This is a genomic window from Parendozoicomonas sp. 209JJ7-1 (assembly GCF_058147085.1).
In genome coordinates this window covers 301,109-320,829 of sequence record NZ_JBYVJU010000001.1, presented here as the reverse complement: position 1 = coordinate 320,829, position 19,721 = coordinate 301,109, and the positions used below count along the sequence as shown (strand labels likewise).

19 protein-coding genes are annotated in these 19,721 nt (G+C 50.9%); 9 read left to right on the top strand and 10 right to left on the bottom strand.

Annotated elements, in window-relative coordinates; genetic code table 11:
- Positions 1-3: 3 nt before the first annotated feature.
- The 4 genes from ACY2RQ_RS01440 to ACY2RQ_RS01425 all read right to left on the bottom strand — a co-directional run bounded on the left by ACY2RQ_RS01440 (position 4) and on the right by ACY2RQ_RS01425 (position 6,563).
- Positions 4-1,584 carry a cytochrome ubiquinol oxidase subunit I gene (locus ACY2RQ_RS01440; protein WP_490111163.1) on the bottom strand — a complete coding sequence of 527 codons (1,581 nt, stop codon included), beginning with the start codon at positions 1,582-1,584 and terminating at the stop codon, positions 4-6.
- Positions 1,585-1,844: 260 nt separating this feature from the next.
- Positions 1,845-3,740, bottom strand: coding sequence for a hypothetical protein (locus tag ACY2RQ_RS01435; RefSeq protein ID WP_490111162.1), 1,896 nt, complete (start codon positions 3,738-3,740; stop codon positions 1,845-1,847).
- Positions 3,741-4,010: 270 nt separating this feature from the next.
- Positions 4,011-5,789, bottom strand: coding sequence for a diguanylate cyclase (locus tag ACY2RQ_RS01430; RefSeq protein ID WP_490111161.1), 1,779 nt, complete (start codon positions 5,787-5,789; stop codon positions 4,011-4,013).
- A 258-nt stretch (positions 5,790-6,047) separates the two neighbouring features.
- Positions 6,048-6,563, bottom strand: coding sequence for an ATP-dependent zinc protease family protein (locus ACY2RQ_RS01425; protein ID WP_490111160.1), 516 nt, complete (start codon positions 6,561-6,563; stop codon positions 6,048-6,050).
- Positions 6,564-6,897: 334 nt separating this feature from the next.
- Between ACY2RQ_RS01425 and ACY2RQ_RS01420 the strand changes: the two genes are divergently transcribed.
- The 3 genes from ACY2RQ_RS01420 to ACY2RQ_RS01410 all read left to right on the top strand — a co-directional run bounded on the left by ACY2RQ_RS01420 (position 6,898) and on the right by ACY2RQ_RS01410 (position 10,591).
- Entirely contained in the window at positions 6,898-8,220 is a 1,323-nt protein-coding gene (locus tag ACY2RQ_RS01420; protein WP_490111159.1) for a Na+/H+ antiporter NhaC family protein, read from the top strand.
- Positions 8,221-8,292: 72 nt separating this feature from the next.
- On the top strand, positions 8,293-9,729 hold the full coding sequence (gene pyk, locus ACY2RQ_RS01415; protein WP_490111158.1) for a pyruvate kinase: 1,437 nt from the start codon (positions 8,293-8,295) through the stop codon (positions 9,727-9,729).
- Between the two features lie 103 nt (positions 9,730-9,832).
- Positions 9,833-10,591, top strand: coding sequence for a sulfite exporter TauE/SafE family protein (locus ACY2RQ_RS01410; RefSeq protein WP_490111157.1), 759 nt, complete (start codon positions 9,833-9,835; stop codon positions 10,589-10,591).
- A gap of 44 nt (positions 10,592-10,635) precedes the next feature.
- On the opposite strand, the gene ACY2RQ_RS01405 is transcribed toward ACY2RQ_RS01410, so the two are convergent.
- Entirely contained in the window at positions 10,636-11,127 is a 492-nt protein-coding gene (locus ACY2RQ_RS01405; RefSeq protein ID WP_490111156.1) for an aminoacyl-tRNA deacylase, read from the bottom strand.
- Between the two features lie 104 nt (positions 11,128-11,231).
- Here ACY2RQ_RS01405 and ACY2RQ_RS01400 point away from each other — a divergent pair, with 104 nt between their 5' ends.
- Complete coding sequence (locus ACY2RQ_RS01400) at positions 11,232-12,254, top strand: pentapeptide repeat-containing protein (RefSeq protein ID WP_490111155.1); 1,023 nt, start codon at positions 11,232-11,234, stop codon at positions 12,252-12,254.
- 194 nt (positions 12,255-12,448) lie between these two features.
- Here ACY2RQ_RS01400 and ACY2RQ_RS01395 read toward each other — a convergent pair whose 3' ends face one another.
- A complete protein-coding gene (locus tag ACY2RQ_RS01395) occupies positions 12,449-13,048 on the bottom strand; it encodes a hypothetical protein (protein ID WP_490111154.1) in 600 nt (199 codons plus the stop codon).
- Positions 13,049-13,665: 617 nt separating this feature from the next.
- Here ACY2RQ_RS01395 and ACY2RQ_RS01390 point away from each other — a divergent pair.
- Positions 13,666-14,184, top strand: a complete 519-nt coding sequence (locus ACY2RQ_RS01390; RefSeq protein ID WP_490111153.1) for a ferritin-like domain-containing protein — start codon at positions 13,666-13,668, stop codon at positions 14,182-14,184.
- Between the two features lie 133 nt (positions 14,185-14,317).
- Here ACY2RQ_RS01390 and ACY2RQ_RS01385 read toward each other — a convergent pair whose 3' ends face one another.
- The 4 genes from ACY2RQ_RS01385 to fnr form a co-directional block, all read right to left on the bottom strand.
- Entirely contained in the window at positions 14,318-14,971 is a 654-nt protein-coding gene (locus ACY2RQ_RS01385) for a hypothetical protein (RefSeq protein WP_490111152.1), read from the bottom strand.
- A gap of 242 nt (positions 14,972-15,213) precedes the next feature.
- Positions 15,214-15,660 (bottom strand): hypothetical protein, encoded by a 447-nt coding sequence (locus ACY2RQ_RS01380; RefSeq protein WP_490111151.1) that lies wholly within the window; start codon positions 15,658-15,660, stop codon positions 15,214-15,216.
- 177 nt (positions 15,661-15,837) lie between these two features.
- Positions 15,838-16,380: an adenine phosphoribosyltransferase gene (locus ACY2RQ_RS01375; protein WP_490111150.1), complete on the bottom strand. Its 543-nt coding sequence runs from the start codon at positions 16,378-16,380 to the stop codon at positions 15,838-15,840.
- Between the two features lie 8 nt (positions 16,381-16,388).
- Entirely contained in the window at positions 16,389-17,147 is a 759-nt protein-coding gene (gene fnr / locus ACY2RQ_RS01370; protein WP_490111149.1) for a fumarate/nitrate reduction transcriptional regulator Fnr, read from the bottom strand.
- Positions 17,148-17,336: 189 nt separating this feature from the next.
- Between fnr and ACY2RQ_RS01365 the strand changes: the two genes are divergently transcribed.
- The 4 genes from ACY2RQ_RS01365 (at position 17,337) to ACY2RQ_RS01350 (ending at position 19,606) form a co-directional block, all read left to right on the top strand.
- On the top strand, positions 17,337-17,501 hold the full coding sequence (locus ACY2RQ_RS01365; RefSeq protein ID WP_490111148.1) for a hypothetical protein: 165 nt from the start codon (positions 17,337-17,339) through the stop codon (positions 17,499-17,501).
- Between the two features lie 124 nt (positions 17,502-17,625).
- A complete protein-coding gene (locus ACY2RQ_RS01360) occupies positions 17,626-18,237 on the top strand; it encodes a hypothetical protein (protein ID WP_490111147.1) in 612 nt (203 codons plus the stop codon).
- Between the two features lie 174 nt (positions 18,238-18,411).
- Positions 18,412-19,008: a hypothetical protein gene (locus ACY2RQ_RS01355; protein ID WP_490111146.1), complete on the top strand. Its 597-nt coding sequence runs from the start codon at positions 18,412-18,414 to the stop codon at positions 19,006-19,008.
- A gap of 1 nt (position 19,009) precedes the next feature.
- On the top strand, positions 19,010-19,606 hold the full coding sequence (locus tag ACY2RQ_RS01350) for a hypothetical protein (protein WP_490111145.1): 597 nt from the start codon (positions 19,010-19,012) through the stop codon (positions 19,604-19,606).
- Positions 19,607-19,721: the final 115 nt, after the last annotated feature.

Sequence of the window (19,721 nt, the reverse complement as noted above, 5' to 3'; positions counted from 1 at the left end):
CCCTTAATGTGTGCTCATGGCAGTATCGCCAGATGTTTTGGTTTCGTGGTAGTAACGGCCTGTGTGCAAGCTGCTGGGGCCAAGGCGGGCATACTTGAGCATCAGGTAAACCTCAATGATCGCGAACACACTGTAGAACAGGGTGAAACCGGTAATACTCATATACAGGTCGGTGGCGGTCAGGGAGGAGGCTGACAGCCAGGTGGGCAGCATGCCTGCCACGGTCCAGGGCTGGCGACCATATTCGGCGACAAACCAGCCAGCCTCAGCGGCAATCCAGGGCAGGGGCAGGCTGAGCAGCACAATTCTCAGGAAACGAGGGCTGACATGTTCTGTCCGGCGCGCGGTCTTGATAAAGGCGGTTACAAATACCAGCAGAATCAGCACACCGCAGCCCACCATAATCCGGAAGGATAAGAACAGGGGCCACACCTGGGGAATGGTATTTTCCGCAGCCTTGCGAATCTGTTCGGGGGTTGCATCCACTACATTGTCTGTATAACGCTTCACCAACAGGCCGTAACCCAGGGTGTCCTGAACCGCAAGAAAGTTTTCTTTCTTCTCCGGTGTTACGTTACCGGCTTTCAGCTCTTCCAGCAGTCGATAGGCTTCAATACCGTCTTTTACCCGCAGCTCATTCCGGTCAATCAGATCCTTGATGCCGGTAACTTCCTCGGAAATTGTCCGGGTGGCGATAATGCCCATCAGCCAGGGAATTTTCACTGCGTATTCGGTTTCCATACGCTCCTGGTTGGGAATACCAATCACGGTAAACGGCGCCGGAGCTTCGTAGGTTTCCCATTCCGCTTCAATGGCTGCCAGCTTCACCTGTTGCACATCACCCAGTGTGTAACCGGACTCATCTCCCAGCAGAATAGTGGACAGAATGGCTGCCAGACCAAAGCCGGAGGCAATGGCAAAAGAGCGGCGGGCAAAACCAATGTCACGGCCTTTCAGCATGTAGTAGGCGCTGATGGACAGCACGAACATGGACGCTGTTGTATAGCCGGAGGCGACAGTATGTACAAACTTTACCTGGGCGACGGGATTAAAGATCACTTCGGCAAAGTTCACCATTTCCATACGCATGGTTTCGAAGTTGAACTCTGCCCCCACAGGGTTCTGCATCCAGGCGTTGGCAATCAGAATCCACAGGGCCGAGAGGTTGGAACCCAGGGCCACCAGCCAGGTACAGGCCAGGTGCTGGACTTTGGACATTCTGTCCCAGCCAAAGAAAAACATACCGACGAAGGTGGATTCCAGGAAGAATGCCATCAGGGCTTCAATGGCCAGGGGCGCGCCAAAGATGTCGCCGACGTAATGGGAATAATAGGACCAGTTGGTGCCGAACTGGAACTCCATGGTCAGGCCGGTGGCCACCCCGAGGGCAAAGTTAATGCCGAAGAGTTTGCCCCAGAACCGGGTCATATCCTTGTAAACCTGTTTGCCGGTCATCACATAGACCGATTCCATAATGGCCAGCAGGAAGCTGAGGCCGAGGGTCAGGGGGACAAACAGAAAGTGGTAGAGGGCGGTCAGTGCGAACTGTAATCGTGACAGATCGACGACGTGTTCCGTAATCATAGAATTCCCGTGCTGTTTGTACGGTTTTCAGAATGTGTACAATCACAGTATTTTTCATGTAGGGGGATAACGGAAAACACTGTAATTGAACGTATTCCCAGTAGGAGGGCGTCCTTATTATAGGAGGATGAATGCTCTCTGAAGGTTGATATATATCAATTTTCCGGCATGTATACTTATTGGGGTTCGTTATAAGGACTTTTTGTTTTCTCTATTGGAATTCACGTTTAATTCCTGCGGTACTGGTTTCCTGCCCCCATCTACTGGTGATGATCCAAGGTGCGACGAGCATTGTAGACGGTGCTCTGCCAATGGTGGAGAATATCCGGCACTTTCAGAGTCTGATCAGTCAACGTATTGGTGGGCGAGTGGGGTGTTTCATGCTGGGCAATAAACTCCAGTCTGGCCCTACTGGCCTGGTAATTATTTACCAGAAAATTGATTGTACCCTCACTCAAGGGCACCCTGTAGTAGCGAATCAGGTTCTGGGCCAGTTTTTCCGCCATCTGGCCGAGGTCGATCTCAATGGCTCCAGCCATGGCCTGACCAAGAGCGGCTTTGGTCATGGGACTCATACCCGGCTCCAGGGGGGCCATGGTGGATAGGGGACTGCTATCAATTGCCCTCTGCACTTCCGGATTATGGAGATGAATATGGGGTGTCAGAATCAATACCGTTTCTATGGCCAGCTCCCTGGCACGGGCTACGGTCAGGGGTTTTTCATCGGGGCTGTTGTCCGTGCCCTGTCTGCTGTAACGGCGAATACGGGTACGTTCCAGAAAATTCTGCAACTCACGGGCTACGGTGATTTTGGCTTCATCATCCAGAAAGATAATCTGCCGTGAAACTCTCAGCCCCCGCTTTAAGTCCTGACCGCTGTCCTGCTGCCAGTTACGGCTGCGCTGCTGCCACACCTTCAGGGCCCTGCTGAAGCGCCGGTTCTCCTGCCCCTGTTTCTGCCATGCGCTGTGTACCTCCCTGTAAAGGTTCATGGCTTTATCCATCTGGGTCAGGCGGAACTGGAGCTGAGGCAGGCCCTGGCCGGTCTGGTTGATCTGACGACGGCAGTCGTTAACCTCCGAAGCCAGGCGATTAATGCCGTCAATGGTCGCGTCCAGCAATACGCGAACGCTCAAGCCCTGAGCGGCGGGAATATCCTGTCGGGGAAAGGTGTAATCAAGATAGGCGGTCACTGCTCTTAGGCGGCTGTAGACTTTGGCCCGTGATAAGCGAAAGTCATTACGGCAACGTTCCAGCCGGTCCTTGGCCTTGGTCAGATTCCAGTCGCCACCGGTATATTCCACTTTCAGATAGGTCACTTTCCGGCCGCACATCAGCTCGAAGCAGAGCGCAAGGATATGCTCTACGTCGGGGAGGGTGATCAGTTCTTCATTTTCCTGATCAATAGCTGCCAGGATTCGTTCAAGGAACAGCTTTTCCCGGGGCTGGCCCTGGCGAATATCCGGTGCCTGCCCCGCGAGCCTGGAGGCCATGGCTGCTGCGATTTTGGGATGGGTCTGGCGCAGGTTGGTGACATACTCCTCACTCTTTTTGGTAATGGCACCCACAACATCCTGCATACGGTTATACAGGCCGGCACGGCGAAACTGCTCAATCCGTTCGGCCTGACGGGCCAGTTCCCGGTCGTCGGTCAGGTCTTCAATCGCGCCGGCGACCCATTCCGGGCCCAGGTCAAACTTGCGCAGCAGAATACCGGCAGACTCAATACGTCGTGTTTCCGGACTGAGGTTGACGAGGCGCAGGTCCCGGGTCATATAGATAATTTCCGGAAGTCGGTCGATGACTTCCAGCAAACGACGGCCGTCCAGTGTTTCCCGGTTGCCCCGGGTGGTGTTGTAAATCAGCTTGGTAATAATACCCAAAAGGCCAGCAATGGCGGAATAGGCCAGGAAATAGAGGGTACGCTCCATATCTATGGGCTTGCCATAACCAATCCAGGTAGCGCTCCAGGCAGCAAGAAGGGTTACGGGGCCTGCTGTCCAGGCCACCATAATCAGGGTGATGCCAAGGGGTTCCTGATGGGGAGAGCTGGCAATGCGTTCCACCAGTTTCTGCCCCCGGGTTTCCAGCTCAAGGTGGCTGGTTGTGCGGCTTTTCTCTGGCTTGAGTCCCTGTTTTTTTCTGAATGGCCACATGGTGAAACCTGGTAGTACAGATAACGATATCCGGAGGCGGATACCAGAAATTGTATGTCAGCAGCTGATGCACTTCTGAAATATCAGCCGATTGCACATACTTATTGTATTAATCCAGTACCAATTGATAAATAAGGAATTCTTAAGAAAAAGACTGCGCTTGTAAAGTTGTTTTTTTTCTGCAGGATCAATAGGTTAGAGAATCTCCGGGAATGACTGGATGGAGTATATGATAATAAAGGTCAGTAAATGGTAAAGAAAAAGGGCCGGTTACAGGCCGGCTACTGCATCAGAGACTGTAATGGTGCGATTGCGTCCTTCCGTTTTGGCACGATAAAGGGCTTTGTCGGCCTGGGCCATAAGATGAAGCAGTTCATAGCCGCTGGACTCGTTGTCCACAACACCAATGCTGACAGTAACGGACCGTCCTTCCAGCTCTGCAAATTCCAGGGCATGCAAACCTTTGCGGATACGTTCGGCAATATTGGTGGCCGCTTCCTGGTCGGCCTGGGGTAGAAGAACAATAAATTCCTCACCACCAATACGGGCAAGAATGTCCCGTTCCCGCAGGTTGTCCCGACACACTTCGGTAAACTGCTTGAGGACATGATCCCCAAAGGCGTGGCCATGGTTGTCGTTCAGGAGTTTGAACATATCAATGTCCATGTAAAGAAGCCCCAGGCTCTGTTGTTCTTCCTGCAGACGATGGATTAGTGTGCGGGCTTCTCGAAAGAAAGCCCGCCGATTCAGGACACCGGTAAGGCTGTCAGCATCGGCTTCATGCTGCAGTCTGCGGTAATTCTGGCTGGCCATAAACAGGGTGCAGGCATGGTTGGAAATATCCATGGCCAGCTGCAGCTGGTCGGCGTCAAGGCCAGTGCCCGGCAGGGGCCGGAGCAGTACCAGTATCCAGTTGTTGTGATCCCAGTGCACGGGGATCACATAAAAACTGACATCTTCCTGGTCGATGGTAAGGGTCAGGCTGGTAATTTGGCGGTGGTGGGCCATATCGGCCATCTGTCCGTGCATGTTGCTTAATGTTCCGTCAAAGAACAACTGTTCGTTGACCGTCAGGGCGATAGTGTTTATCTGGTCATCATGACAGCTGACAGTGGCAGATGTCCTAATAGGCAGGGTATTGCCCAGCACTTCCAGCAGGCGAGTGCTGACACTTTTTTCATCCATGCTGGGAATATTATGCAGGTATTGTCGTACAGCGTCGTTGTACATGCGCCTCTGGTTGTGGTGGCGCTGGAGACTGGTTTCCATCTGCGCATAGCCCACCTGGAACATCTGATAGCGTTTGTTACTGAATGCGGGCAGTGCCAGGCTGTTGATAACTGCGTGCAGGGTTACGCCAATAAATGCAGAAACGGACAGCCATTCCCTCAATTGCAGGGAATTGAGCGTGGAGTTGTCTACCTGAAAAGTTTCAGCTGTGGTCAGTCCAAGGCAGAGTATCAGCCACCCGGCACAGAAAAAGCTGCTTCCGGATGCTTTATTAAACATCAGGACCAGTGAACTGACAAACAGCATTCCTGTAAAGGCTATGGCCAGAAGTACTGAGGTTTCAGCAAAGAACCATGTCAGGGTATCAAGGTTCAGGGCTGCCAGAATCGCCAGTGTCAGTGTCAGTCCGCGGATTAATTGCAAGGTTGTCCAAGCTGCGTAATTGGTTTGGCGTACGGGCATCAGGGACATTTGAAACTGTATGGCGGCAGCCAGGGAACAGAACAGCAGCAGGTGTGATGTCAGCTGCCAGCCGACAATACTAATATAGGTTTGATGGCTGAGGCCGTATTCGCTGGTCAACAGAAAGAGCAGCATCAACAGGGCGTAAAGGCAGTAGTGGAGATAGCTGCGTTTGGTTGCTTTCAGGAAAATAAACAGGTTATAGGTAATCAGGGTCAACAGTACGGTAGCTGTTATCAGTTTCAGGTCGCTGCTTCGAAAAGACCATCCTGATTGGCCAACAGGCTCCGCCATGCCATGCGCAAACGCAGGCACCAGGCTGACTACAGACCCGATAAGCCATAACGTTTTTATCATCCTTGAAACTACCTCCTGATATATTCTTATTTTCGCGAGGTATTCCTTACCTCGCTGTTTATAATACAGCTACAGCAACAATTGAGCCATATTTTCGCTGCCTGGTTGGAATAGATATATTCTGATTGTTTTTTGTCCTGTAGGGCAGGTGATGTCTGACAATGTCAGAGTATTAATGGAAAAGCTGACTCAAATGGTCACATACAGTGTCGTTGATTGGCAGTTTTATGTAGTTGCCCGGATCTTTGTTTAATTTATTTAAAACGTAGGCATCCCCGCCAGGTGGCTGCGGCTGACATCCACGATGGCCTGTCCCAGCAGGTAATTTCTACCGATCAGCACCGGATGTTCAAAGTGGCTGCGGTCAGCCAGGGAGAAAGCGGTGATTGTCTGCTTCTGGCCGATGGTGATGGCCAGGCACACCACAGGGCGGCACTGACTGGGCAGTCCGTGGCGTTTAATGCGGATATGTTCTTTGACCGGGGCTGAAACTTCTTTATGACGGGTTGCGTTCTTTCTGTCTTTAATCTGGAACCGTACCCAGGTTCTGTTGTTCAGGGTGAACTCCTGGATATTCCGGGCATCTATGGAGGAGAGATCTGCGCCTGTATCGATGCGGGCATTCATGGTGAAGTCTGTGGTACCCAGAGCCAGGGTTTCCACGCTGCCGAAAATCTGTATAGGCGTTTTGTTAACAGGTGTATCGGCCTGTAATGGAAGGTGAAAGCTGTATAAAAGGAGTGTTACCAGACCTGTAAGCATCGACGGTTTCATTGCTGCCTCCCTCAAAATCGTGGCAGAGACCGCAAGCCTAGCAGAGATTTTCTGCGTGTGTAGTACGGTTGTTTTGTTTCTTGTTATCCGGGAAAAGCCATTCCAATATCCGTACCCTGGAACTCAGCGCCAACAATAATATTCGCTTGGAGCCAGCCTGTGATACCGCCGAATTTGCAAACAGTTCAGGGTTTATTACCGTTGAGATAAGGTTCGGCTGAAATTCTGCTTGAATTGTTCATGGGTCGTTAGGTCCTGGCAGAGGGCTTTCTACAATTACAATGGTTAGCATTCTCCGTTTTTATATTTATATAAAAGGTACCTTGAGCACAATATGAAGTTAATTCCAGTGGCCAATGGTCGGGCAATGCTCCCTCTCTTCGTTTTTGTCGCCATCTTCTTTGGAGGAGGGCTTTATCATTATTTCCAGGGAACAGAGTTTGCGTTTTACCAGATCAAGGCTCCGGTCGCTGTCCTGCCCGCCATGGTTATGGCTGTACTACTGGCTGGTGGTACCCTGGAAGAACGTATTCATCCGTTCCTGAAGGGTGTGGGTGATATCAATATTGCCACCATGTGCATGGTGTTCCTGCTGGCGGGGGCATTCAGTCAGGTGACCAGTGCTATTGGTGGTGTGGATACAACGGTGGCTCTTGGCCTGAAACTGTTGCCGGGGCCTTTCCTGCTGCCAGGAATGTTTCTCGTATCCGCTTTTGTTGCCACAGCCATGGGCACATCCATGGGCACTATCGCAGCCATGGCACCGGTAGCCGTTGGCATTGCTACCAACACTGACCTTGGCCTGGACCTTTGTGTCGGCGCTGTGGTGGGGGGCGCGATGTTTGGTGATAACCTGTCCATGATTTCCGACACCACCATTGCCGCGACCCGCACACAAGGGTGCAGTATGCGGGACAAACTGTTGTTTAACTCCCTTATCGCATTGCCTGCGGCACTGATTACGGTTGTTGTGCTGCTGGTTCTGGGCCAGGGGGGCGAGACCGTATCCAGTGAGATTGAAAACCCGGTGCTGGTGTTGCCTTACCTTCTGGTGCTTGGCCTGGCGATCAGCGGATTGAATGTTCTGGTGGTGCTGATGAGTGGCATTCTGTTCTCGTCCGTACTGGGTATTTTGATTGGTGATTATTCCCTGGGTAATGCGGGGGATGATATTTACCGGGGCTTTGAAGGCATGTTTGAGATCATGATCCTGTCCATGTTTATTGGCGGACTCAGTCGTATGATGACTGAGGGCGGGGGCAAGGAATGGCTGGTATCCACGATCCGCAGGCTGCTGTCCCGTGGTGAAGCATTAAGTGTCCGTGCCGGAGAAGCGGGCATTGTTCTGCTGGTGTCTGTCTGTAACCTGTTTACCGCCAACAATACCGTTGCCATTCTGGCTTCCGGTGAAGTTGCCCGTAATCTGTGTGAAGAAGCTAATGTTGACCCCCGTCGTTCCGCCAGCCTGCTGGATATATTCTCCTGTGTTGTACAGGGTGTTATTCCCTGGGGTGCCCAGATTCTGATGGCTGCTTCTATCGCTGGTATTTCGCCGCTGTTAGTGGCGGGTTCCGTTCATTATGTCTGGGTGCTGGCCGCTGTTGCGGCCCTGAGTATCACGATCGGATCTTCCAAAATGAAATCTGTGCGTCATTGAAACCGGATACACTGTAAAAAGAGCGAGTAACACGAACATTAGATGCAGAAAGCAGAGCGAGAATTTCAGACCATGTTAAGACGCACAAAGATTGTGGCCACCCTCGGCCCGGCCACGGATACGGATGAAGCCCTGAAGAAGCTGATTCTGGCGGGAGTGAACATGGTGCGTTTGAACTTTTCCCACGGAGAACCTGGCGACCACCGGCGTAGAGCAGAGCAGGTACGCCGGATATCAGCGAGTACCGGATGTGCCGTCGCCATCCTGGGGGATCTGCAGGGACCGAAGGTTCGCATCGGTCGGTTTACCGGTGGCCCCATTACACTGGCATCCGGTGAAAGCTTTGTTCTTGATGCAGGGTTAGATTCCAATGGTGGCTCTAAACAGAGCGTTGGACTGGATTATCGTGCATTGCCTGGGGACTGCAGTCCCGGTGATATACTGTTATTGGATGATGGTCGTGTAACCCTGCAGGTGAACAACATTGAAGGAGAGCGTATTTGCTGTACCGTGATCAATGGCGGACAGTTGTCCGACAATAAAGGCATTAATCGTCAGGGGGGTGGCCTGTCAGCTCCGGCCCTTACTGATAAAGACCGGGCGGATATCCGGATTACGGCGGATATCGGCATGGATTATCTGGCGGTTTCCTTTCCCCGTTGTGGTGAAGACCTGGAGCTGGCAAGGAAACTGCTGCAGGAAGCCGGTGGCTCTGCAGCCATTGTTGCCAAGATTGAGCGGGCGGAAGTCATTACCCGATCAGGTGCTTTGGATGAGGTGATTCAGGCGTCTGAGGCGGTGATGGTAGCCCGGGGTGACCTGGGTGTTGAAATTGGCGATGCCGAACTGGTGGGTGTTCAGAAGCAGATTATTAACCGGGCCAGAATCCATAATCGTCCGGTGATTACCGCTACCCAGATGATGGAATCCATGATTACCGCCAACCTGCCCACACGAGCGGAAGTGTTTGATGTGGCCAATGCGGTGCTTGATGGCACAGACGCTGTAATGCTGTCGGCGGAAACCGCCACGGGTAATCATCCTGATGATGTTGTTGAAGCTATGGCCAGTATTTGCCTGGGAGCGGAAAAACAGCCGGCGGCCCAGGTGTCCACCCACCGACTGGAGTGGAACTTTACTCGTTCCGATGAAGCCATTGCCATGGCAGCCATGTACACTGCCAACCATATGGAAGAGGTGAAAGCGATTATTTGCCTGACCGAATCCGGCAGTACGCCTTTATGGATGTCCCGTATTAATTCCGGTCTGCCGATTTTTGCCCTGACCCGCTCAGAAGCAACTCGCAGGAAAGTTGCCCTTTATCGTGGTGTTGAAGCTTTTCTTTTTGATCCCACGGTGATGAATACCGGCTATGAAGTGAACCAGGCAGCCATAGATCTGTTATTGCAGAAAGGCTTGCTGATCCGTGGCAGCCGTATTCTTATGACTAAAGGGGATACCCTGGCGGTTGTGGGGGAAACGAATACCCTGAAAATGCTGACGGTTTAGCTTGCTATCTGGTTTGCTGTTAGTGTTTTTGACCTGCGGTTGCCATTACAATTCACTCCGGAATAAAACCAGAGCAAGAATCTGACTCCGGAGTGTGTGGGATATGTATGAGTTAACCCTGGTAAATGGTGTGGCGCTGCTTTTGGCTGGAGTTGTTGCAGGTTTTATCAATACTATTGCCGGTGGCGGCTCCATGTTGACGCTTCCCGCGTTGATGCTGTTAGGTATGCCTGCGGATGTTGCCAATGCTACCAACCGGGTAGGTGTTGTGATGCAGTCGCTAACGGGTCTGAAAGGTTTCCATAAAGCCGGGCGGTTGGATACCGGTTCCATGACCGGTATTGTTATTCCTCCGCTTCTTGGAGCAGGCGTTGGCGCAGTGCTGGCCTCCTGGCTTTCCTCTGATTTACTGAAACCAGTGCTGTTAAGCTGCATGGTGGTTATGGCCCTGGTGCTGGTGACCAAGCCGGCGATGATTTCCCCCACAGGAGAGAATGTAAGAACGTTGTCGTCTCAGCCCCTGGCTGTGGCTGGGCTTTTTCTGGCTGGGGTCTATGGTGGCTTTGTACAGGCTGGCGTGGGCTTTATGCTGTTGGCAGCCATAGCCGGTGGCCTGCGCTATGATCTGGTCAGAGCCAATGCTCTGAAGATTCTCTGCACTGCAGTGTTCAGTCTGCTGGCCTTGGGGATCTTTGTCTGGAACGGGCTGGTTCTCTGGATTCCAGGGTTTATCCTGGCCATTGGCTCAATGACAGGCGCTTACTTCAGCGTGAGATTTGCAGTCAAAGCTTCGGGCAAAACTCTAGAGTGGACCCTGTTTGTTATGGTCCTGCTGGTGTGTATTGCGGCGTATTTCAGCTAATTGCCATAAGCCGCTTTTTCTCCGTTTAAGCCTTCATGCTTCGGTCAGGGCCAGTCATTCTCCCGTTGTGGTCGGCTGATCTGGTCATGGCTGGCTTCTCCAGCCATCTTCTGGAAATCTTTGCTGGTGACATGGACAAGGGTTTCATGGTCACCACCTTCAAAGTAAATATCCTTTTCTCCAAGGAAGTGGTCATCCCAGATCATTTCCATATTAAAAGCCGGACCCATGGCGGGTATGGCACCGGTTTTACAATCTGTGAAACAGTTTTCCAGCTCTTCTTCCGGCACAAGCTTCAGGGGCGTATCGGTAATGTCCATCAGTGCTTGCAGGTGTAGCCTGCGGGCGGCAGGTATTACAGCCATCAGATAATTATCCACTGGATCCTTGAGTACCACAGCCTTGGCCACAGTAGTTGCCGGCAACTTTGAGCTTATGGCATTCTGGATAGCGCTGGTGGTACGGGGATGGGACACTGTTTCGAAAGAAACCTGTTGCTGGGTAAGAAACTGATTCAGGTGCTTGGACAGAGGCATAACGGCGACCCTCCTTAAAATAAAATTGGAGCAGGAATGCGCCAATACACAGTATAGTATTTATAATTTTTACATCCTCTGTTTCTCTGGAGATTTTGAACGCCATGGATTCGGCTTCTTTCAATCCCGATAATCAACGGCCTGTTGATTCTGCCCGGGAACAAATACTGCCGGCATGTCAGTACATGCACTGCCAGCAGCCAAGGGTAACCGGCAAGTCTGTCTGTTTCTGGCATGACCCCGACAGTGATAAAAGCGGCCCGGAGATTCGCGGAAAACTGGAGCTTCTGGTGCGCAAGGGTGTGAGTCTTGCGGGCTTCAGGCTGGCCAGAGCGAATCTGGAGAATCTGAATTTATCCAGTCCGGGAAAAGGCCATGGCCCGAATTTAAGTAATGTGGACTTTCATCGGGCCAACCTGAGGGGATCCCATCTCTACCGGGCCAATATGCAGAACTGTTCCCTGCTGAAAGCGGATCTTTCCGGTGCCAACCTTAATTTCGCCAACCTTTCCGGCGCTAACCTGCTTGGCTTGAAACTCGATTCCTGTCGTATGGCGCATGTGACCTGGGGCAAAACTCTCTACCAGGAGAAGCAGTTATCTGGCAGGCGCAAAAGTCAGACAGCGGAAGAGCGTTCCCTGCTTTATGGTGAAGCGGAAGAAGTGTGCCGCAGTGTGCGCAAAAGCTGTGAAGCCCATGGCTTGTTTGATGAAGCAGGACTCTTCTTCCACAAGGAGATGACCTTCCGGCGTTATCAGTACCCTTTGGGTTCCTGGCAACGCTGGACATCGAAAATAGTGGATATGCTCTGTGGCTATGGGGAGCGGCCGTTTCGGGTGTTTATGTTTTCAACAGCTTTGGTGGTTCTGTGTGGGCTGTTTTACTTTATTGCCGGTGTGGCCTCGGAAGGCACGGTTCATCGTTTTGAGACAGGTTTGACGCTGACACAGAACTTTCAGGTTTTCCTTGATGCGCTGTATTTCAGCGTGGTCACTTTTACCACCTTGGGGTATGGAGATTTAACGCCGGTGGGGCCATCCAGAACGCTGGCAGCCCTTGAGGCGTTTATTGGTAACTTTGCCCTTGCGTTGTTTGTGGTAGTGTTCGTTAAGAAGATGACCCGCTAGCCCGCTGTCGGACTTTTCTCCCTGCGGTCGGTTCAGTCTGACAGGCTCCTGGCAGGATTCACCCAGGCAAGAGACGTTCCCGGCTCCCAAGGGACGGCAGCGATATAGCGGACACCTCTGTAGATCAGTCTTTTCTCACTAACTCTTCCGGACGACCTTCGGAGGTGTCAAGGATATGTGAAGTAGAAACCGCTTTACTGAGCCAGATTTCTGTACTTATCCAGGAGGGGGCGTGTCAGCACTGTGGCAATAATAATGGATACCCCGGTGAACAACAGATAAAATCCGGCAATTTCTACAGCAGAGGCAGAGAAATTCAGGGTCTTGGCAACTCCGAGAACCACCGGGAACAGCCAGGACAGAAAAGAAATAGTTCCGATGCTAACCATATTCCGAAGGTCTTTATCATTCAGGCCATCCAGCAGGGTTTTACCCTGGCAGCTCCTGATTTTTGGCAGCAATGATTTATGAACCAGAATACCATTCAGGGTAAGTACGGTCACAATGAAGGTTTTTGCCCATACTTTTTGATTGGACAGGAATTCTGGAGTGTAGAGATAGTAATAGGCGACAAACATCAGCCCGGAGACCCAGAGAATAATTAAACCTGTAAGCACGAGTTTGGAAACAAACTCTATGACCTGATATTTATCCTCGGTAATTGTAAATTTATTAAGGTGCCTGAGAATAAAGACATCCAGTATCCATGCCCCTCCAAGTCCAAAGGCCAGGCCGGCCAGATGAAGAAAGGTAATGGCGGATTTCAGGTTGGTGATATTGAGCAGTGCATCCATGATTTCTTCCTTGGTTTTTATTGCTCTGAAACAGGGCAGGTTTCCTTGCCCGTAATGAACCGGAAAATCTGTTTTCCGGTGAGTATTTCCAACACGCAGTCAGCCGGCTGATCACCGTATGAATGATGTATTGATGAAGGGTCGTACTGCGTCTGTGCGGGTATTACACAATTCCATTATGCACCTCATAACATCCTGTTGTGATTGTCCGATTGTCGACTATTTTATGATTAAAATGTTACTTTTATTTTAATCTGTCGTCTAGATGAGGTGGTTTTGTAGAAAATATGAACTGTCTCCCATAAACAGTGTTCTACCTGTGAACCCGAGGGAGAGATTTTGGTCTCTTCTGCGCTCCTGGCTACATCCACATCAAATATCTGAGCTGGAAAAGATATCTCAAGACCAAGACCGAGAAGTTCTCCCTGAAAGTGGAACACTTGCAATACATAACGCCTAAATCAAGTACGCTGTAAGCGTCCTGGAACTACGTGTTATACGGAGAATAAATTATAATCTGTTGGTTTATGTTTTTATTGTCTTAGAAACTGATTGAACTGGCTATGCAACATTTGTACAGTGACTCTGCTCATATGAGCATATCGTAGGACAGAGCAATGGCTAATATGAAAGAAGCCCAATTGGGTATTGAGCAGGAACAAAAGGAGCAACTTGTTCAAAAGTTACACTCTGTATATTGTGAGCGGGAGGCTCTTGAGAACCAGATCCGGGCTTGTCAATGGAACACACAGGGCAACAGATCTGCAGAGTTTACCCAAATCCTTTCAGCAGTATCTCCGGAGGTTCAGAATTCACGACCGCAAGTACAGCAAACTATCCAGCCTTTTACTCCTTCAAATGAGGTAGCGGAAAGGATAAGTATGATGGGAGCCAGAATTCCAGCAACTTATCAGGATTTGAGTGAATACTCTAAGATCGAATCTCCACCTCAAAGTACAGATGTACAACAGAACGCAGATTATTTAGCTAAATCCTGCGAACTGTTTTCTCAAACAACGCGGCAAGCTATTCAAACCGCACGTCAGGTAAATGACGAAGTAACTGCTCAGGCATTAGCAGAGCAGCTTCGGCCTGCTGAACAATTAGCGACTCAGTTAAGACGTTTCCAAAACTAGATCTCATACAGTGCTTCAACGGAGTGAAGCACTGCCTCTGCTCTTTCCGTATGACGCTTGCATCAGGTGGATGAGGAGGCTGTGACCCCGAACGAATTTTTGGCTTCCCTTTAAGTTTCTTCAAGTGCCGGATTTAACGGCGACGTTTTCCGGTTCTTTGTTTTTTCACTTCCTTTGTTTCCCGTAAGCGTTTGCTGGATATGGCGTCCCTTTCGGGCACCTGACGGCGTCGGCCTCTTTTTCTGGATTCAGGGTTATGGCAGGGTGTTTCCAGTTGAAGTTTCTCAAACTGTTGGGAGATGTGTAAATCCTGTTCCAGGCGTTGCCTGGTTTCTTGCTGCACCTGAATTTGTTTCTTAATGGCGTGAATGGTGAGTGTCTGCAGCGCAGGTTTAATGGCCTGGGCCTGGCTCATAAGTCTGCTCTTTAACTCCATTACTGCTCTCTGTCTTTCCTGGTATTCCGGCGTATTTAAAGGTGGAATGTGTTTTTCCGTACTGTTGGCGATAGTTTCGCAAAGGGAGAGAATGGCGCTTTTTTCAGCGCTGGAGAGTGCAATTTGCGTCGATAAATCCCTTTCCAGGGTTTCTAACCGAGAATTAATAGTTTCTATATTTCTTCTTGTTGCCGACGCCCAGTCGTCACCCGATTGAGTTAAAGAGCCGATACGGCTCCTGTCAAGTTCAGGCTCAAGCCTTTCTTTGAGTTTGCTGAGTAATGTGATTTTTCTCCGTTCAATCAGCGTTTCACAGCGGGTTTTCAATTGATCCAGAGTTTCTTTGTCCATGCTTGTTTCTGGTTTCTGAACAAGTGTGTGAAAAGTGACAGGTTTCGCGGTAAAGCGAGATGGTGGCAGAGGCACAGATGCATATGTGCAGGAAGGCCCCGCGCTTTGGGGGAGACTTTTATGTTGATTTCCTGGGCCTGGAAGACTGAAAAATGTGTCCATTGAATATTTCACTCTGCGTATTCAATGGGTCTTTGACTATGGCGGCAGAAAAAGGGTTCTGACAGGCTTGTTGTGAATACTTAACTTTGGCGAATGGGTTCCAGAATCTGGTCGTTCACCAGCCGGGTGTAATTCTGGATAAAGTCAGCGACCGTGCCCTGGGGCTTGCCATGAAAGTTATTATGCCAGCAGCGGGCCAGTCGGGCAGGTTTGTCGGCGCTGTTTTTGGGAAGGGGGCGCCCGCGCCGGAGGTAGATCATCAGGGCTATGGCTGTGGAATAGGCCAGATTGGTGGCCAGTTCCGCATGGGGGCGCTGGAGGAATTCATGCTGGCTGGCAAGGCCGCGGATTCTACTGGCCAGTTCCGGCTGGTGGGCCAGGAAATTGTCCCAGACATTGCGGTGCATTCTTGGCGTGATCTGGTACAGGCCGTAAGCGTTGTGGTGTTCTGTCTGCAGGTGTTCCCCGAGGCCGGATTCCTGGGCGGCTGTTCCCAATAGCAGGTTCTCTGTTGTAGGGCTCCACATACTCAAATGCTGGAGTGTGGGACGGATAATGAGCTGTCGTAATTCCCTGGCGCAGATTCCCATGTCAACCTGTTCTTGTTACTGAGAAGTTCTGTTACAGAAACTGACATCGGCATAAATAAACCAGCCTGAAGGTTCAGGCTGGTGGTGAAGAGCTGGGAGGCTTAAGAAAAGCGCTCAGTAGCTGGTGAGGGTATAGGTGGGAATACCCGCCTGCTTCAGCAGGGCGGAACCACCCAGGGCGGGCAGGTCAATAATCGCCGCAGCTTCCGCGACACTGCCCCCCAGCCGGTTAACCAGTTTGTGGGCCGCCAGCAGCGTGCCACCTGTGGCTATCAGGTCATCAATCAGGACAATTGTGTCACCAGCGTTCATGGCATCAACATGAACCTCAAGGGCGGTCTTACCGTACTCCAGGGCGTATTCTTCCCGGATGGTTTCCGCAGGCAGTTTGCCCGGTTTGCGGAAGATTACCAGGGGCAGGCCGAGAGTATCCGCCAGGGGGGCTCCGAGCAGGAAGCCCCGGGCATCCAGGGCACCGATGTGGGTGATGCCTTTCTCCCGATAGCGTTCGGCGAAGGTGCTGTGCACCATGCGCATCCCTTCTGGAGATTTCAGCAGCGTGGAGATATCCCGGAACATAACGCCCGGTTCAGGCCAGTCAGGGACGGCTCGAATCAGGCTTCGGAGGTGGTTTTCGTTAAAGGCTGTATCGCTCATAGGCATGGTTACTGAATATTCACAACTTCAGGGGTGTCGCTCAGTTTACCACCTGCAAGGGTGCACAGCTCCATGGCGCTGGTAATTTCTATTTCTTTACCGTTGGCATGGATCAGTTCAGCCTTCTGGAAGCGGGTAAATACCCGGCTTACGGTTTCTACAGCCAGGCCCAGATAGTTTCCCATCTCATTCCGGGACATAGAAAGACGGAATGACTGTGAGGAGAAGCCCCTGCGTCGGAATCGGCTGGCCAGGTTGATCAGAAAGGTCGCGATACGCTCGTCGGCATTCTTTTTCGACAGCAGAAGTTTCATCTGCTGATCTTCGCGGATCTTCTTGCTCATAATCCGCATCAGCTGGCGGCGGAGGGCCGGATGGCTGTCGGAGAGTTTTTCGAGCTTGTCGAAGGGGATTTCACAGACCATGGTGGTCTCAATGGCCTGGGCAGAAACCGGGTAGGTGTCTGTATCCAGCCCGCTTAACCCGACCAGTTCGCTGGGCAGGTAGAAGCCTGTGATTTGTTCTTCACCTTCATTGGTTGATGTATATGTTTTCAGGGCGCCGGAGCGAACCGCAAAAACACTATGGAATGTATCGCCTTCCAGGAACAGATGTTCGCCTTTTTTCAGGGGTCGCCCGCGCTTGATGATTTCGTCGAGGTCGTCAATGTCCTCGATTTTCAGCGCCAGGGGTAGACACAATGGACTCAGGCTACAGTCCCGGCAGGCTACTTGGCTGGCATGCCTTACGTTGAGTTTGGACGCCATATTTAAGAGCCCCTAAGAACCGGTTGGCTGTTGAAAAGAGTGGTTCATATTGTATGGGAATATGCCGCCGAGTTTAACCCTGTGATAGATACCTATTATTTTATTGAGAAAAATAAATAGTTATTGGTTTTTTCTGTACAGTTGTTACCAATAGGGGCGCACTTGGGTTGTTATCTCTGGTAACCCGTTTTGTCACCCCATAAACAGACGCTTTCAGTCGTTTTGCCGTTATCTCTGCTGACAGAGCAGTTGGCAGGAGCGAACTCTCCCTCTCCCGATCAGTCAATAAGGGGCAGTACAGCCATTCCGGGTATTCGGGGAGCTGGCTTCTGGTCCCTGGCCAGACATTTCTGATCCATCAAAGCCCGGCGGGCCACTTCTGCCTCGGGGTAGAAGTTTGGGATCAGGGTTTAGACATCTTTGGAGGTTGGAAATGTTACATAAAGTGCAAGGTTATATCGGTGGCTGCTGGGCTAGGATGCCCGATATTAGAGGCCGCATACCATTCAGGAATAAAAGCTGCGAGGCTGTGCCTGGCAAGACCCACGTTAAGGATGGTCAGGTTCAAGGCGAAGTTAGCGTATACAAGCGCCTTGCGGATGGTTGCTGGACGCTGACCAAGGACACAGGCTGGACATTCGTGAAGAGTATTCCCGAGATTCTGGCTACGTATTTCTGTTTCAGAAGCTCCAATGTTCTGGCCCACAAAATACTGCCCACATCATGGGCGAATAATTCTGATACTATTTATGCCACCAGGAGCACTATATCAATTTTTTCTACCAAAATGGTTATAAGGTTTTTCGGAAACGTGGCCAGGATTATGATGGGTAAAAGCCTGGATGATACAAGTACAGTGACTCAGACCATAGTGAAGAAGCAGGAAGAGCAGAAAAAGCAGGATCATGCGACTTCCGTTCATGCCAATGCCAATGCCAATGCCAATGCCAATGCCAATGCCAATGCCAATGCCAATGCCAATGCTAACGCTACTGAGAACAATCTCCCTGAAGAGAAGACTATTGCTCTTAAACATAAGAATGAGCCAGAGCTGGAGGGGGCTCAACGGGGGAGGCGCAGAGTGAAGTGATAATGAGCAAGGTATTGCCAGGAAAACCCGCTTCGGCGGGTTTTCTTTTGCCTGTTAGGAAATCTGACAGTGTTGTCATGGTAAGTGTACAGTCCATGAACCAGGCCAAAGTGATACAGGTCGAAGGTGCCAGTAACTTATAAATATTGGCCGAATAAGCAAGGGAGTTGCGTTATGGCAGGTGAATTCGGCAGGGTGAGAGTTGGTGCAGGGGCTGCCGGTTCCATGACGGCGGCGAAACAGAGTAAAAGCCATGGCCGGGTATCAACTCTTAAAGACCTTAGGTCGATACTGGCTGAAGGCCGGGCAGACAGTGCCAGTCAAGCTTCGGCTCCATTCAAGAAGCAGCTGAAGGATATGGCTGTCAGCCTTATCCCCTCCCTCTGGCAGGTATTTTCTTTCTGCATAGCCGCTGTTACCGGTGTTGTTCTTGGCCCGATTGTCGGGCGATTTGGTGTTGTGAATATTCTACCCATTAAACCCGGGGCGACAATCGGCCAGCACTGCAATCTGGTTGGCCTGGCCGGAGCGACGACTATGGCCGTGTCGCAGTTGCAGCTGATCTATGACGGAGCCTGGGGCATATTGGGTTGGGGAGGGCAGGATGAAAAGGCCCATGTTAGAACCCGGACAAGGGATGAACTTGTTCGTCATGCTGAGGTGCTGCAAAAGCAGTGGCGGGAATTGTATGAATTGAAAAAAAGATACGGAAAGCATCTTCCGGAAACAGTGCCGGGTTGTAACAGCTTGAATGATAAAGGAAAGGGATAATATGGACCAAGTAGAAAAACGCCTTCGGAGCTTGCAGAATGGGGCTGATTACCGGAGCCCCGCAGCGGAAAAAATTACTGAGTTTCATGGCAGGAAGATGTCCGTTGTTGATAAAAGCTCAGAGTTTTCATATGAGAATGCCGCAGCACCGGATTCTGTGCCAGAAATGCCCGGGTTGAAGGGCAAACCCGGGTTTCTTCGAAAAGTTATTGCCGTGGCCGCGAAGTGCATCATTGGAATAACTGGTGTTGTACTCGCGTACTTTCTGGCCAATGCTGGGGCAAGCCTGCAGTTTCATCTGTTCAGTGACAAGAATCTTGTTGATCCGGAAACCGGCGTGCATATGCCTTATGCAGTGGTATCCCAGCCGGCTATGTTCTTCAGCATAGTTGTGGGCTCAGTCCTGGTTGGCTGGCAAGTGGCTAAGGGTGTGACCAAAGCCTGTGGATGCATGATTGACTGGGTGCTGGGTACAAGCGGGCAGCGAAGAGAAGACGAGAATATTAAGGCTCTGAAGCACTATAACTATCGAATGGAACAGGAAATAGCGGACAGAATGGAGATATTGCAGGAAGAGTTGAGACACTACGGATGTTAACAGAGCAGAAAAACGCAACAGCCCTTAAGACCAGTCATCTGCGTTTAAAGTAAAAAATAAGGAAATGTCTTCTTTTTTGCTTGCCTACCTTCAAAATCAGACTAAAGTCGCAGGA

What these genes read in the sequence shown, in the direction of transcription:
- ACY2RQ_RS01440 (WP_490111163.1), bottom strand. Translation starts at nt 1,584, where the DNA reads ATGATTACGGAACACGTCGTCGATCTGTCACGATTACAGTTCGCACTG.
- ACY2RQ_RS01435 (WP_490111162.1), bottom strand. Translation starts at nt 3,740, where the DNA reads ATGTGGCCATTCAGAAAAAAACAGGGACTCAAGCCAGAGAAAAGCCGC.
- ACY2RQ_RS01430 (WP_490111161.1), bottom strand. Translation starts at nt 5,789, where the DNA reads ATGATAAAAACGTTATGGCTTATCGGGTCTGTAGTCAGCCTGGTGCCT.
- ACY2RQ_RS01425 (WP_490111160.1), bottom strand. Translation starts at nt 6,563, where the DNA reads ATGAAACCGTCGATGCTTACAGGTCTGGTAACACTCCTTTTATACAGC.
- ACY2RQ_RS01420 (WP_490111159.1), top strand. Translation starts at nt 6,898, where the DNA reads ATGAAGTTAATTCCAGTGGCCAATGGTCGGGCAATGCTCCCTCTCTTC.
- pyk (WP_490111158.1), top strand. Translation starts at nt 8,293, where the DNA reads ATGTTAAGACGCACAAAGATTGTGGCCACCCTCGGCCCGGCCACGGAT.
- ACY2RQ_RS01410 (WP_490111157.1), top strand. Translation starts at nt 9,833, where the DNA reads ATGTATGAGTTAACCCTGGTAAATGGTGTGGCGCTGCTTTTGGCTGGA.
- ACY2RQ_RS01405 (WP_490111156.1), bottom strand. Translation starts at nt 11,127, where the DNA reads ATGCCTCTGTCCAAGCACCTGAATCAGTTTCTTACCCAGCAACAGGTT.
- ACY2RQ_RS01400 (WP_490111155.1), top strand. Translation starts at nt 11,232, where the DNA reads ATGGATTCGGCTTCTTTCAATCCCGATAATCAACGGCCTGTTGATTCT.
- ACY2RQ_RS01395 (WP_490111154.1), bottom strand. Translation starts at nt 13,048, where the DNA reads ATGGATGCACTGCTCAATATCACCAACCTGAAATCCGCCATTACCTTT.
- ACY2RQ_RS01390 (WP_490111153.1), top strand. Translation starts at nt 13,666, where the DNA reads ATGGCTAATATGAAAGAAGCCCAATTGGGTATTGAGCAGGAACAAAAG.
- ACY2RQ_RS01385 (WP_490111152.1), bottom strand. Translation starts at nt 14,971, where the DNA reads ATGGACAAAGAAACTCTGGATCAATTGAAAACCCGCTGTGAAACGCTG.
- ACY2RQ_RS01380 (WP_490111151.1), bottom strand. Translation starts at nt 15,660, where the DNA reads ATGTGGAGCCCTACAACAGAGAACCTGCTATTGGGAACAGCCGCCCAG.
- ACY2RQ_RS01375 (WP_490111150.1), bottom strand. Translation starts at nt 16,380, where the DNA reads ATGAGCGATACAGCCTTTAACGAAAACCACCTCCGAAGCCTGATTCGA.
- fnr (WP_490111149.1), bottom strand. Translation starts at nt 17,147, where the DNA reads ATGGCGTCCAAACTCAACGTAAGGCATGCCAGCCAAGTAGCCTGCCGG.
- ACY2RQ_RS01360 (WP_490111147.1), top strand. Translation starts at nt 17,626, where the DNA reads ATGCCCGATATTAGAGGCCGCATACCATTCAGGAATAAAAGCTGCGAG.
- ACY2RQ_RS01355 (WP_490111146.1), top strand. Translation starts at nt 18,412, where the DNA reads ATGGCAGGTGAATTCGGCAGGGTGAGAGTTGGTGCAGGGGCTGCCGGT.
- ACY2RQ_RS01350 (WP_490111145.1), top strand. Translation starts at nt 19,010, where the DNA reads ATGGACCAAGTAGAAAAACGCCTTCGGAGCTTGCAGAATGGGGCTGAT.